At 53.9% G+C, this 13,273-nt stretch carries 12 protein-coding genes; 8 read left to right on the forward strand and 4 right to left on the reverse strand.

What is annotated here, in order from left to right; translation table 11 throughout:
• Positions 1-204: 204 nt before the first annotated feature.
• Entirely contained in the window at positions 205-1,170 is a 966-nt protein-coding gene (gene glk / locus DOU50_RS23055) for a glucokinase (protein ID WP_048029635.1), read from the forward strand.
• A gap of 35 nt (positions 1,171-1,205) precedes the next feature.
• Here the strand turns inward: glk and DOU50_RS23060 are convergent, their stop codons facing one another.
• Both DOU50_RS23060 and DOU50_RS23065 read right to left on the reverse strand, forming a co-directional pair.
• Positions 1,206-1,937 carry a LytR/AlgR family response regulator transcription factor gene (locus DOU50_RS23060; protein WP_024907632.1) on the reverse strand — a complete coding sequence of 244 codons (732 nt, stop codon included), beginning with the start codon at positions 1,935-1,937 and terminating at the stop codon, positions 1,206-1,208.
• A 3-nt stretch (positions 1,938-1,940) separates the two neighbouring features.
• Positions 1,941-3,647: a sensor histidine kinase gene (locus tag DOU50_RS23065; RefSeq protein WP_024907633.1), complete on the reverse strand. Its 1,707-nt coding sequence runs from the start codon at positions 3,645-3,647 to the stop codon at positions 1,941-1,943.
• A gap of 386 nt (positions 3,648-4,033) precedes the next feature.
• On the opposite strand from DOU50_RS23065, the gene alaC reads away from it, so the two are divergent.
• Positions 4,034-5,272, forward strand: coding sequence for an alanine transaminase (alaC, locus tag DOU50_RS23070; protein WP_023308710.1), 1,239 nt, complete (start codon positions 4,034-4,036; stop codon positions 5,270-5,272).
• A 52-nt stretch (positions 5,273-5,324) separates the two neighbouring features.
• Here alaC and ypdK read toward each other — a convergent pair whose 3' ends face one another.
• Together ypdK and lpxP are read right to left on the reverse strand one after the other, a co-directional pair.
• The gene (ypdK, locus tag DOU50_RS23075; protein ID WP_099458937.1) at positions 5,325-5,396 is read right to left on the reverse strand and encodes a membrane protein YpdK; all 72 of its coding nucleotides are present in this window, start codon (positions 5,394-5,396) and stop codon (positions 5,325-5,327) included.
• A 358-nt stretch (positions 5,397-5,754) separates the two neighbouring features.
• The gene (gene lpxP / locus DOU50_RS23080) at positions 5,755-6,675 is read right to left on the reverse strand and encodes a kdo(2)-lipid IV(A) palmitoleoyltransferase (protein ID WP_148770492.1); all 921 of its coding nucleotides are present in this window, start codon (positions 6,673-6,675) and stop codon (positions 5,755-5,757) included.
• 12 nt (positions 6,676-6,687) lie between these two features.
• Between lpxP and DOU50_RS23740 the strand changes: the two genes are divergently transcribed.
• From DOU50_RS23740 to DOU50_RS23105, 6 genes are all read left to right on the forward strand, one after another.
• The gene (locus tag DOU50_RS23740; protein ID WP_159427010.1) at positions 6,688-6,825 is read left to right on the forward strand and encodes a hypothetical protein; all 138 of its coding nucleotides are present in this window, start codon (positions 6,688-6,690) and stop codon (positions 6,823-6,825) included.
• 639 nt (positions 6,826-7,464) lie between these two features.
• Positions 7,465-7,962, forward strand: coding sequence for a type VI secretion system contractile sheath small subunit (gene tssB / locus DOU50_RS23085; protein ID WP_148770420.1), 498 nt, complete (start codon positions 7,465-7,467; stop codon positions 7,960-7,962).
• A 32-nt stretch (positions 7,963-7,994) separates the two neighbouring features.
• Entirely contained in the window at positions 7,995-9,539 is a 1,545-nt protein-coding gene (gene tssC / locus DOU50_RS23090; RefSeq protein ID WP_148770422.1) for a type VI secretion system contractile sheath large subunit, read from the forward strand.
• Between the two features lie 18 nt (positions 9,540-9,557).
• Entirely contained in the window at positions 9,558-10,895 is a 1,338-nt protein-coding gene (gene tssK / locus DOU50_RS23095) for a type VI secretion system baseplate subunit TssK (RefSeq protein WP_090420035.1), read from the forward strand.
• On the forward strand, positions 10,892-11,545 hold the full coding sequence (gene tssL / locus DOU50_RS23100) for a type VI secretion system protein TssL, short form (protein ID WP_048990073.1): 654 nt from the start codon (positions 10,892-10,894) through the stop codon (positions 11,543-11,545). The genes tssK and tssL overlap by 4 nt, the downstream gene beginning before the upstream one ends.
• A gap of 3 nt (positions 11,546-11,548) precedes the next feature.
• Positions 11,549-13,273 (forward strand): OmpA family protein, encoded by a 1,725-nt coding sequence (locus tag DOU50_RS23105; RefSeq protein ID WP_148770424.1) that lies wholly within the window; start codon positions 11,549-11,551, stop codon positions 13,271-13,273.

A 13,273-nucleotide genomic window follows, 5' to 3' on the forward strand; every position in this document is an offset into this window, starting at 1 on the left:
ATGATTTCCTTGTACAAAACGGTATTACGTTACTTTGCACATTAAGCTTTATGGCAATAGTGCAAAAGGTGCTGAAACGGTAAAGTTATTCTGTGACGAAGATCGATAATCCATGGGCATTCACCTTACGGCCGTTGTTGTTATCACGCCTTGAATTTACAGTGTCCCAAAGATTTATTCTGACTTTAGCGGAGCAGTAGAAGAATGACAAAGTATGCTTTGGTAGGTGATGTGGGCGGCACGAACGCGCGCCTCGCATTATGCGATGTAAGTAGCGGTGAAATTTCCCGGGCGAAAACCTACTCAGGGCTGGATTATCCAAGCCTTGAGGCCGTTGTCCGCGTCTATCTGGACGAGCATCAGGTTAGCGTCGAAGATGGCTGCATCGCCATTGCCTGCCCGATAACCGGCGACTGGGTCGCCATGACCAACCATACCTGGGCATTCTCCATCGCCGAGATGAAAAAAAACCTCGGCTTTGCGCATCTTGAGATCATCAATGACTTCACCGCGGTGTCCATGGCGATCCCGATGCTGAAGCCGGAGCATCTGATCCAGTTTGGCGGCGCTGAACCTGTCGAAGGTAAGCCGATTGCGGTTTACGGGGCCGGTACCGGCCTGGGCGTTTCACATCTGGTGCACGTTGCTCAGCGCTGGGTGAGCCTGCCGGGTGAAGGCGGCCACGTAGACTTTGCGCCAAACAGCGAAGAAGAGGGCATTATCCTTGAAGAATTACGCGCTGAGATCGGCCACGTCTCCGCCGAGCGCGTCCTTTCGGGGCCGGGGCTGGTGAACCTGTACCGTGCGATTGTGAAATCTGACGGTCGTCTGCCGGAAAACCTGCAGCCGAAAGACGTCACCGAACGAGCGCTGGCGGACAGCTGCATTGACTGCCGTCGTGCCCTGTCGCTATTCTGCGTGATTATGGGACGCTTCGGCGGCAACCTGGCGCTGACGCTGGGCACCTTCGGGGGCGTTTATATCGCAGGCGGAATTGTGCCGCGCTTCCTCGACTTCTTCAAAGCCTCCGGCTTCCGCGGCGGGTTTGAGGATAAAGGGCGTTTCAGAAGCTACGTGCAGGACATTCCGGTTTATCTGATCGTGCATGATAACCCTGGCCTGCTGGGTTCGGGTGCCCATCTGCGTCAGGTTCTCGGTCAAATCCTGTGACGTAGAGCCCTCTCCCGCTGGAGAGGGCTTTTTCTTTACAGGTGCATCAGCTGGCGGAACTCTTTCACCTTGCTGCGGCTCACCGGCACCTGAAAATCCAGATCCTTCAGGCGCAAAATGTAGGTGTTGTTAAACCAGGGTTCGATTTCGCGGATCTTGTTTAAATTCACGCAGAACGAGCGGTGGCAGCGGAAAAAGTGCGACGCAGGCAGCTTGCTGCAAAACTCGGTGATGTTCATCGCCATCACGTAAGATTCCCGCCGCGTATAGACAAACGTCATCTTTTCATGGGCTTCGGCATAGTAGATATCATTGACCGGCGTCACGATGATGCGCTCATCTTTGACCAGATTAATGGTGTCGTTTTCCCGTACCGTTGGGGTGGCGCTAGCGGGGGCGGTCTGCTGCTGCCATGCGGCCTCCAGCTTTTGCAGCATGCTGACAATCCGCGACTCCTGGTAAGGCTTAAGGATATAGTCAAACGCCTCCAGCTCGAAGGCCTCAACGGCGTGCTCTTTCCAGGCGGTAACGAAAACGATAAACGGCTTATGGGCAAACTGATTGATGTTTTGCGCCAGCAATACGCCATCCAGCGAAGGAATGTTGATATCCAGGAAGATGGCGTCGACCCGGTTATGCTGCAAAAACTTCAGCACGTCCAGACCATCATCAAACGTACCCACAATCTCCATCTGGCTGTGGGTGTTGATAAGCCAGGTGAGCTCCTGTTGAGCCAGGAATTCATCTTCTACGATGATAACTTTCATGGGTTACTCCACCTGGGGCAACAGTGATGTTGTCGAATGAACGGGAGAACGCTCATTCGGGACGTAAAAAGCAATTTCGGTGCCCGGCTCAAGACGCTGAATATGCAGTCCGTCGCCGTAAAGCAGCTTGACCCGGTGGTGCACGTTCAGCAGGCCGATTTTATTCCCGGGCATCTCGTTAGACTCCACGCGCTCAATGACTTTTGGGTCAATCCCGTGGCCGGTATCGCGCACGGCAATGCGTACCCGGTTACCGCTTTCGGTGATGCTGATGGTGACCACCCCTTTGCCTTTACAGGGCTGAATGCCGTGAACAATCGCGTTTTCGACCAGCGGCTGGATAAGCAGGCTCGGAATCACGCAGTTGACCTCTTCATCAATATCGTAAATGACCGTGAGCTTGTCACCAAAGCGCGCCTGTTCAATGGCGATGTAATCCTTGATCTGATACAGCTCTTTTTTGATGTCGATCTGCTCGTCATCTTTCAGCTCGATGTTGTAGCGCAGATAGCGGGACAGGTTAAAAATCAGCTGGCGCGCGGTGTCCGGATTAAGACGAATGGACGAGGAGATCGCGTTCAGCGCGTTAAACAGGAAATGGGGATTGATTTTGCTCTGCAGCGCGCGCAGCTCTGCCTTATTTGCCATCTCACGCAGCTGTTCTGCACGGGAGACTTCCAGCTGAGTGGAGATAATCTGCGACAGGCCAATCGCCATCTCCTGCAGGGAGGAGGTGATCTGATGCGCGTGACAGTAATAAATTTTCAGCGTGCCCGTCACGACGCCTTTCTCCCACAGCGGAATAACCAGCATGGAGTGGATTTCCGGCGTTCTGTGGGCTTCGTCATTGTTTTTAATAATGATTTTACCGTAATTGATCGCCTGTCTGGTGGTCGGGCTGATGGTGTCATCATTATCGCGATAGTTGTGTTCCCCGACGCCAACATAGGCCAGCACGTGGTCAATATTGGTGATGGCGACGGCGTCTGCGTGGATGTCGTGGCGGATAATCTCGCAGACCTGACGCAACGATTCCGCATTAACGTGGCGGAAAAGCGGCAGCGTTTTGTTGGCGATATCCAGCGCCAGCTTGGCCTGACGGGCGGCGCTGGCTTCTTTTTCCCCTTCAACGCTTTGCACCAGCAGCACGATAAAACCGATGCACACGCTGCCCAGGATCATCGGAATCCCGATTTTCGAGACGATATCCAGCCCCAGCGCGGTGGTGGGGGCCCAGACGACGACCAGGATCATAGTCAGCGTTTCGCACACCATGCCTGCGACGATCCCGGCGCGCCAGCGCTGTTTTTTCGGGATTTTGCGGCTGATCCAGCCGGAGAGCACCCCGGCGATAATGCTGGTAATAAAGCAGGGCACCGCCGTTACGCCGCCGATATCAATCAGGTAGCGATGGGTTCCGGCAATCACGCCGGTGATAACGCCCACCCACGGGCCAAACAAAATTCCGCCGGACATCACGGCGATAATGCGCACGTTAACCAGCGACCCCTCTACCGGCACGCCTGACCAGGTGCTGAACAGGGCGAACAGCGAAAAGATGGCGGTAACGGCCAGCAGCTCTTTTGGCGAGTGGGCGGATTTGTGCAACAGCTCGCGAAACAGGCGAATGCGGATGAGGAAGAACAGGCAAATCAGCATTAATGCCGCACGGTCAAAAACCGCCAGCAGCATAGTGAATATTTCGTGCACGAGTAGACCTGGGAAAACGGGAAAGAACCATGATAAAAAACCTGGCGCGTATTGACCAGCTATCCGTCAGGTTTATCAAATGAGGAAAAACCATAATTCTTAAAGGGGATTGTCCGGCGGTAACGGACACGGCCTTATTTTTTATAGCCAGCGCATCGTCAGGTAACTGTTTTGATATCATCCTGTTAAATAACGGCTATCAGAAAGCCAACCCTGAAACAGGGGCTTCCGCTTTTTGGCACTGCCGGGTTCCGGTTTTCAGGCGATCGCTTTTTTTTCATTTCCCTCTCGACAGCATGATTTTTTTCAGGTTATTTTCTAAGCATGCCACATCGGTGGCAGCGTCGCTCGGACGGTCCGGGCGCTAACGTTAATCTGAGGAATCTATGGCTGAATTCAGTCCTGAACGCCGTTTTACGCGTATCGATCGTCTCCCCCCTTATGTTTTCAATATCACTGCTGAACTGAAAATGGCTGCGCGTCGGCGCGGCGAAGATATTATTGATTTCAGCATGGGTAACCCTGACGGCCCAACGCCGCCGCATATCGTTGAAAAGCTCTGCACGGTTGCCCAGCGTCCGGATACGCACGGCTACTCAACCTCTCGCGGTATTCCCAGATTACGTCGCGCGATCTCGCGCTGGTATCAGGATCGCTATCAGGTTGATATCGATCCGGAAAGTGAAGCGATTGTCACCATCGGCTCGAAAGAGGGGCTGGCACACCTGATGCTGGCCACGCTGGATCATGGCGATACGGTGCTGGTGCCTAATCCAAGCTATCCGATCCACATCTACGGCGCGGTGATTGCCGGGGCGCAGGTTCGTTCCGTTCCGCTGGTGGAAGGTGTCGATTTCTTTAACGAACTGGAGCGTGCGATTCGCGAAAGTTATCCGAAACCGAAGATGATGATCCTCGGTTTCCCGTCGAACCCAACGGCCCAGTGCGTGGAGCTCGATTTCTTCGAGAAAGTCGTCGCCCTGGCTAAACGTTATGACGTGCTGGTGGTTCACGATTTAGCCTACGCTGACATCGTCTATGACGGCTGGAAAGCCCCTTCCATTATGCAGGTCCCGGGGGCGCGTGACGTGGCGGTAGAGTTCTTTACGCTGTCAAAAAGCTACAACATGGCGGGCTGGCGTATTGGCTTTATGGTGGGTAACAAAACGCTGGTGAGTGCCCTGGCGCGCATTAAGAGTTACCACGACTACGGTACCTTCACGCCGCTACAGGTCGCGGCTATCGCTGCCCTGGAAGGCGACCAGCAGTGCGTTCACGAGATTGCCGCCCAGTATAAGCGCCGCCGTGACGTGCTGGTAAAGGGCTTGCATGAAGCGGGCTGGATGGTGGAAATGCCGAAGGCGTCCATGTACGTCTGGGCGAAAATTCCGGAGCCGTACGCGGCGATGGGATCGCTGGAGTTTGCCAAAAAGCTGCTGCAGGATGCGAAGGTGTGTGTGTCACCGGGCATTGGCTTTGGTGATTACGGCGACACCCATGTGCGATTTGCCCTGATTGAAAACAGCGATCGTATCCGTCAGGCGGTGAGGGGCATCAAGAGTATGTTCCGGGCCGACGGTCTTCTCACTTCAAAGAGCGTCGCTGAACATCCCGCGTCGTCATGACATAAAAAAACAGGAGCCGATGGCTCCTGTTTTTTTGACTGCATGTTCTTCACTAGATCATCAGGGCAAAGGTTCCGGCCCAGACTAAAACAATCACCGAAATGCCCATAAAGAAATATTTCACGTTTCATCGCTCCGCGTATCTTGTGGTACGCATTTAAAAACAGAGTCCACCTGATTATAGAGAACTGAAATCCGGTCAAAACGGAAATGAGAATTTTCCCGTTACGCCGTTAACTCCAGTTCAGAATTCTGTGCTTTCCTGTTGCCAGACGGCGCTAATGTACGCCTAAAAATGAGGGGTGACAAGAGGCATTTTTTTAAATAATTTCCGTCACTTACGAGTGTCGTGGAACGGCGACAGTTTGATTTCGCATCGCAATAAATTCACTTTGGGCGACGCAACGTAAGAGGGCTTCTCAACGGGATGACAGGTGATTGAAAAGGTTAGTTTCTTAGCGAAACTAACCTTCCTGAAAGACTTAAATATAGAGAGAGGCTTCGCCAAGAGGGCGGGTTTTGAAACGGCGATGCATCCACAGATACTGCTCTGGCGCACGCATGATTTCAGTTTCGATGACTTTATTGATAAACGCTGCGGCTTCGCACTCGTTTTCCGGATAGTTAGCCATTTCAGGGGAGATGTGCAGACGATAGCCTGACTTATCTGCTTTTCTCACCATCGTTACGGTCAGCATGGAGGCGCCCGACAGACGCGAAATGACAAAGGTGCCGTTAGTCGTCGCAACGTCTTTCACCGCAAAGAAGGGCGCAAAGCTGCTGCCTTTACGTCCATAATCCTGATCGGGTGCAAACCAGACGGCTTCACCTTTCTTCAGAGCACCGACCATACCGCGCAGGTTATTACGGCTGATCATCGCCTTATTGGAACGCATGCGGCCACGCGTCTGGACCCACTCCATCAGCGCACTGTTGTGGGGTCGATAGGTCGCCATCATTGGCTGGCAAAGGCCCATCACGCGGCCACCCAGTTCCAGCGACATAAAGTGAACGCCGACGACCATCACGCCGCGTTTTTGCATCTGCGCGCGTTTAAGGTTATCCAGTCCTTCTACATCAAACCACTTGCGGACACGCTCATCCGGCCAGAACCAGGCCATGCCGGTTTCAAGCAGCGCCATGCCGATGGATTTGAAGTTTTCAGCGATGAGTTTCTCGCGCTCATCAGCATTGTACTGCGGAAAACAAAGCTCAAGATTTTTGCGCGCGATGGATTCGCGACGTTTCAGGAAAACGCGGGAAGCGCTGCCCAGTTTCGATCCCAGCAAGCGCAGAACAGGGTACGGAAGTTGAACCAGCAGCCAGAGTACGCCAAGACCAAACCATGTAAACCAGTAACGCGGGTGTAAAAACGCGCGTTGAAATTTGGATTGAGACAAAATAGTAAAACCTATGTGAAGCCTGTAAAGGTAGCGCAGAGTTTGCGATACGACGTGCCGATAAGACCGTTCTTCAAGGTGATGGTTGCAGGCTTTACCGAACTTTACGGCGTTGCCTGGCCACTGCTGATTTGGGCGGGCGGCGTAATGTAGCACCGTTATACGATATGTGCTATTACTCGTTATTGATTAAAAAAGCGGCAGTTTGGAAGGTGCTTGATTTTACAGATTTTATAGGCAGTCGCATGAAAGCGCCTTTCCTGCCTGAGCGAAAGGTAAAAGCGTTAGCGCTCAGAGGGAAGGCGTAAAGAAAAAAACGGCATAGTTGATTTGCGCCAAATTAAACATTTACACCTTTATTTATTCCTCCGCATAATAAATAAGAATTTTCTTCGTGAAAATTCTTAAGCGTTATTCATACCATCAATGGAATAGTCATCTGCTTTCATCCATTCCTGTCTTCTTTTAATCGTGCCGCAATAAGATATTGTCGTTCTTTCTCGCTTTTTGACGTAATGCTGTGATGCAAATCAAAACAAGATGTTTTTATAAACATCTCTCTGGCTACAACCCCTTCTGCGATACAAATATTCGATTTGTGCGAAAAGAGCAGTTTCTTTTCCTGATTTGATTGGCCTATTTACGATAATGTCTTAGTGGAAAATTCTTAAGAAAATTCTTGAATCGGATTAATGATCTGTGTATTTGATTTTGTTCCGATCATTATTCTATTATTGCGCATCAAGAACGATACCGTGAAGTTGGCATAGCAAAACAAAGAGGGATGATTAGATGGCTGACAGTTTTCAGAATGAGGTGCCTAAGGCACGTATTAACCTGAAGCTTGACCTGCATACTGGCGGAGCAAGCAAGAAAATGGAATTACCCTTGAAATTGCTTGTTGCAGGTGATTTCAGTAATGGGAAGGAATCTGCGACAATATCTGAGCGCGAAAAGATTAACATCACCAAAAATAATTTTGACAGCGTTCTTTCCGAATATTCCCCAAAAGTTAACCTGGCCGTTAAAAATACGCTGTCTGACGATGGTGGTGAGGACAACATTCAGCTGACTTTCCAGAGCATGAAAGATTTCACGCCAGAGCAGGTGGCAGCCCAAATTCCACAGCTGAAGGCGATGCTGGCGATGCGCAACTTGCTCCGCGATCTGAAAGCCAACCTGCTGGATAACCAGACTTTCCGAAAAGAACTGGAGAAAATCGTTCTTGACCAGTCACTTAGTGCTGAGTTGCGAAATGAACTATCCGCACTGGCTTCAAAAAAACCTTAACCATCATGCTGTTTTAACGGATTAATCAAGGAATGCTCATGTCTGTACAAAATAATACTGCTGGCGGGGAAAGCGTGGTGCTGGAACGCCCTGGTGTGGGTGGGGTATACGCCTCACTGTTTGAGAAAATCAATCTGAACCCTGTCTCCGAGCTGAGCGCGCTGGATATCTGGCAAGATGCGCAGGCGATGTCGGATGCGACCGCTGACGAGCGTCTCACCGCAGGTATGCAAGTCTTTCTGGAATGCCTGACCAAGGCAGGCTCGAAGGTCGAAAAACTGGATAAAAGCCTGATCGATCACCACATCGCTGAGCTCGATTACCAGATAAGCCGCCAGCTCGACGCCGTTATGCACCATGAAGATTTTCAGGCGGTTGAGAGCCTGTGGCGCGGCGTAAAGTCGCTGGTTGATAAAACGGATTTTCGCCAGAACGTGAAAATTGAGCTTCTGAGCATGTCTAAAGAAGACCTGCGCCAGGACTTTGAAGACAGCCCGGAAATCATCCAGAGTGGTCTCTATAAACACGCCTATATTGATGAATATGATACCCCGGGCGGCGAGCCGATTGCTGCGCTGATTTCCGCTTATGAGTTCGATGCTTCAGCTCAGGATGTCGCTCTGCTGCGCAACATCTCTAAAGTATCCGCAGCTGCACATATGCCGTTTATCGGTTCGGCAGGCCCAAAATTCTTCCTCAAGGATTCAATGGAAGACGTCGCGGCGATTAAAGATATTGGTAACTATTTTGACCGCGCAGAGTACATCAAGTGGAAATCGTTCCGCGATACGGACGACGCTCGCTACATCGGTCTGGTGATGCCGCGCGTACTGGGACGTTTACCGTACGGCCCGGATACCGTTCCGGTTCGCAGCTTTAACTATGTTGAAGAAGTCAAAGGTCCGGATCACGACAAATACCTGTGGACGAATGCGTCGTTTGCCTTCGCGTCCAACATGGTGCGTAGCTTTATCAATAATGGCTGGTGCGTACAAATCCGTGGCCCACAGGCCGGCGGTGCGGTTCAGGATCTGCCTATCCATCTTTATGACCTGGGTACCGGCAATCAGGTAAAAATCCCGTCTGAGGTCATGATCCCTGAAACGCGTGAGTTCGAGTTCGCGAATCTGGGCTTTATTCCTTTGTCCTACTATAAAAACCGCGACTACGCCTGCTTCTTCTCAGCCAACTCCGCCCAGAAACCGGCGCTGTATGATACCGCAGATGCAACGGCCAACAGCCGCATCAACGCCCGCCTGCCGTACATCTTCTTGCTGTCGCGTATTGCCCACTACCTGAAGCTGATTCAGCGCGAGAACATCGGTACCACCAAGGATCGCCGACTTCTGGAGCTGGAGCTGAACACCTGGGTCCGCAGTCTGGTGACCGAAATGACCGATCCGGGCGACGAACTGCAGGCATCTCATCCGCTGCGTGATGCAAAAGTGGTGGTGGAAGATATTGAGGATAACCCGGGCTTCTTCCGCGTGAAGTTGTATGCGATCCCGCACTTCCAGGTGGAAGGGATGGACGTAAACCTGTCGCTGGTTTCCCAGATGCCGAAAGCGAAATCGTAAGGCGAGGGGTGATCAGGGATGAAAATTTACCGCCCACTTTGGGAGGATGGGGCCGCTCTGGCCCCGCAACAGTTCCAGCAGCAGGTCCGCTGGAGTGAGCACGTTGCCAGCATGGTCGCCCGGATGGGTATTTCTCATCCCTGGGGCGTGGTTGCGGCAGAATTTGATGATGCTGCACTTGCGCTCTCGCGTCTGAATGCCATCCGTCTGGTCGTAAGTTTCCAGGATGGCACGATTGTTGATACGGATCTGGCGGATAATATTCCGCCGGTCTGTGATTTGTCTGCCGCAAACGGCTCAGAGGCTGTTGAGGTGGTTGCCGCATTGCCGCTGCTGAGCGCCAGTGGTGGCAACCTCGATAACGGACAGGACAGTGAACGCCCGCGTCGCTGGAAAGCCGAACGTGTGGTGGTGCAGGAACTGGCTGGTCATGAAAGCGGGGAGTTGGCCATTTTGCGTCATGCGCTGACCCTGCGTTTGTCCAGCCAGGAAAATACGGCATACCTGACCTGTCCGGTGACCCGCCTGGTGCGTAATGCTCAGGGGCAGTGGAGCCGGGACCCGGCTTTCATTCCGCCGATGCTTTCCCTTTCTGCAAGCCCGTCGCTGGCCACCGAACTGGGTGACCTGCTGGTTCGTCTGCAGGCCCGCCGCCGTCGCCTGATGGCTATGCGCCGTGAAAGCAATGAGCGGATGGCAGACTTTGCTGTCGCGGATGTCTCCCTGTTCTGGCTGCTGAATGCGCTGAACAGCGCCGAGCCGGTGTTAACGGAACTTCTGCAGACGCCCGATCGTCACCCGGAACTCCTGTACCGCGAACTGACTCGTCTTGCCGGCAGCCTGCTGACATTCTCCCTGGAACATGACGCCGGGGACATTCCTGCTTATCAGCACGATGCACCGGAACGGGTATTCCCGCCTTTGCTGGCATTGCTGGACAAGCTCTTTGAAGCGAGCCTGCCGTCGCGGGTCGTAAGAATCCACCTCGAGCATCAGGACCAGATCTGGAAAGGTGCCCTGCACGACGCGCGTCTGCGCGAAGGGGCGGACTTCTACCTCTCAGTACGTTCTTCCATGCCGAACCATGAGCTTCAGACAAAATTCCCGCAGTTGTGTAAAGCGGGCAGCTTTGATGATGTTTCGGATGTGGTGAATGTAGCGCTGAGTGGGATGCTGATTAAGCCTTTGACGCATGTTCCGGCCGCTATCCCGTTGCGCCTTGAGAATCAGTATTTCTCGCTGGATCTGAGCAGTGAGGCGGCTCGCGCCATGCTTGAGATGGGCTGTTGCACCTTCTATACCCCGCGCTCGCTGGGGGATGTTGATCTCGAACTCTTTGCGGTGCTGCGTACATGAATAAATCTGAACTCAGCCAGATAGAACGTATTTTCTACCCGGGCTGGCTGATGGCCAGCCAGATACGGGGCGGTCAGGAAGTCCGTGACGGGGAAGGGCTATACCGGAGGGCCTGCCGTCTGGTGCAAGAGGCGAAAGCGGCGCTCACTGAGGCTGGTTACAGCGACATCAGCCGTGACCATATGGTGTATACCCTGTGTGCACTGCTTGATGAGAGCGTGATGAACCGGGGAACCACCGATGCTGGCTACCTGACCTGGCGCCGTGACCCGCTGCAGGCACACTTCTTTGGTACCCTCAACGCAGGTGAAGAGCTGTGGGAAAGGATCCGTAACCTGCTGAAAGAAACAGCCCCTGATACCGCCGTCCTGACCTGTATGTACCGGGCTCTGCAACTGGGGTTCGTGGGACAGTATCGCGCTCAGGATGATGAGCGTAGGGAAGATATTGTTCGCGCTCTCGCAGAGCGGGTGCCCGCCTTCACATTGGCACAAGATGCCCCCATTGTTGCCCGCGCATCGCGTCTGCGCAGCGGCCGTCGCTGGTACTGGCTGAGCTGGGTTGTGGCCGCTGTCGCCCTGGCAGCGCTCTGGTTCTTCCTTTCGTCTTCGCTTACCGAACTGGTAAGCCAGATCGTCAGGCCGGGGTAAGCGATGCGGGATATGTACCGAAGTCTGTTAACTGCCCTGGGTGCCATTCTGGCGCTGTGGCTCGTTCTGGGATTCTGGCCACTGTCCACGGGCAGCCGTGTAGCACTCGGTCTTCTGGTTGCTCTGGCGGCCGGAGTTATTTTCTGGTGCCAGCGTCGGGGTTCTCTGGCGAGGGCAACCGCTGTTCGTGAGATCGTGGATGAAAGCCTGCCGCCGGAAGATTTTCAGGGGGCGGTTATCTTTGTCTGTGGTGATAACGCTCCACTCTTTGTGTCCGGAACCCGTTACCGGGAAACCCGGCAGGGCTGGTATCTGTGGGTAAAGGATGCAGAGCAACTACCGCTCTTTGCACAGCACCTGAGTTTGGTGCGCCCGGCTCTGGTGTCGCAAATCTCGGTCATGCTGGCGGTTGTGCCTGAGCAGCACATATCCAGCGATGATTTTACCCAGTCTCTTCGGGGCTGGCAGCGTGCTGTCGTCCAGTGTCGCGCGGCATTCGGCACGCTCCCTCCATTATGGACCGTAACCTGGGTGTCACCACCGGCGGCGTATGGGGAAGCCGAGCCTGTCTGGTTTACCACGGTAAGCCAGCGGAGCGGTATTCAGGTCTATCAGCCTGGTCAGGGCAATGTGTCACTGACGGAGTGGGCCCGGGATACTGGGTCAGACGGACGTTTTTCCCGTCTGAGTCAGATCCTGTGGCTGGACAGTCTGCTTGCCTGGCAGAAGAGCGCGGTGAATGACTTGTTGTCGGTACGGCGGGGTGAGTTACCCGTGATGAAGCCCTGTGTGCAGGGCATGTGCATGGTGCGAGTGAACGGTATCGCGGGCAATCTCTGGCAACAGCACATTACCTCTGTGACGGCGCTGCCGCCGGATGCGGCCGTGACCACAGAGCCACTGCCGCTACCTGAACTGCTTCTGCCGGCGTTACCACGCCGACATGGTATTAGCCGTCGGAAGGTATTCTGGGGTTATGCCGGGCTACTCGGGGGCATTTTCCTTGCGTTGGCGATGCTGGCGTCCTGGATGAACAACCAGCGCCTCATCCGTAACGTTGGCGATCATCTTGCACTGTATCACCAACTGAGCGGTAAGCCTGTTGAACCGAAACTGCATGCGCAGCAGCGTCTGCGGGCTGATGGTGCGTTGCTCGACGACTGGCTGCGTCGTGGGGAACCACTACGTTATCGCCTGGGACTATATCAGGGGCTGCGCCTGGTTCCGCTCGTTGAGGCCGCTCTCAGCGACTGGGCACCTCCGCCACCGCCTCCACCGGTCATTAAGAAAATCATCCAGGGACCGAGAACCATTCGCCTCGACAGCATGTCGCTGTTCGATTCCGGCAAGTTCGTGCTGAAAGCGGGTTCCACCAGGATGCTGGTGAATTCACTGGTTGGCATCAAAGCGAAACCGGGCTGGCTGATTGTCGTATCCGGGCATACCGATAACACCGGCAATCCGCAGCTGAACCAGACGCTGTCTCTGAAACGCGCCGAAGCGGTGCGCAACTGGATGCGGGACACGGGCGACGTGCCCGAAAGCTGTTTTGCGGTGCAGGGCTATGGCGAAAGCCGTCCTGTCGCAACCAACGACACCCTGGAAGGGCGAGCGCTCAACCGCCGTGTCGAAATCAGTCTGGTACCGCAGGCCAACGCCTGTCAGATACCCGGCAAACACCCGGCGCCATCGCAGGATGATGGCGCTTCACTACACAATGGAGAGTAA

This window comes from Enterobacter sp. C6 (assembly GCF_008122455.1).
GTDB classification, from domain to species: domain Bacteria; phylum Pseudomonadota; class Gammaproteobacteria; order Enterobacterales; family Enterobacteriaceae; genus Enterobacter; species Enterobacter pseudoroggenkampii.

Coding starts and splice junctions, on each gene's coding strand:
- glk (WP_048029635.1), top strand. CDS start 205: ATGACAAAGTATGCTTTGGTAGGTGATGTGGGCGGCACGAACGCGCGC.
- DOU50_RS23060 (WP_024907632.1), bottom strand. CDS start 1,937: ATGAAAGTTATCATCGTAGAAGATGAATTCCTGGCTCAACAGGAGCTC.
- alaC (WP_023308710.1), top strand. CDS start 4,034: ATGGCTGAATTCAGTCCTGAACGCCGTTTTACGCGTATCGATCGTCTC.
- tssB (WP_148770420.1), top strand. CDS start 7,465: ATGGCTGACAGTTTTCAGAATGAGGTGCCTAAGGCACGTATTAACCTG.
- tssC (WP_148770422.1), top strand. CDS start 7,995: ATGCTCATGTCTGTACAAAATAATACTGCTGGCGGGGAAAGCGTGGTG.
- tssK (WP_090420035.1), top strand. CDS start 9,558: ATGAAAATTTACCGCCCACTTTGGGAGGATGGGGCCGCTCTGGCCCCG.
- tssL (WP_048990073.1), top strand. CDS start 10,892: ATGAATAAATCTGAACTCAGCCAGATAGAACGTATTTTCTACCCGGGC.
- DOU50_RS23105 (WP_148770424.1), top strand. CDS start 11,549: ATGCGGGATATGTACCGAAGTCTGTTAACTGCCCTGGGTGCCATTCTG.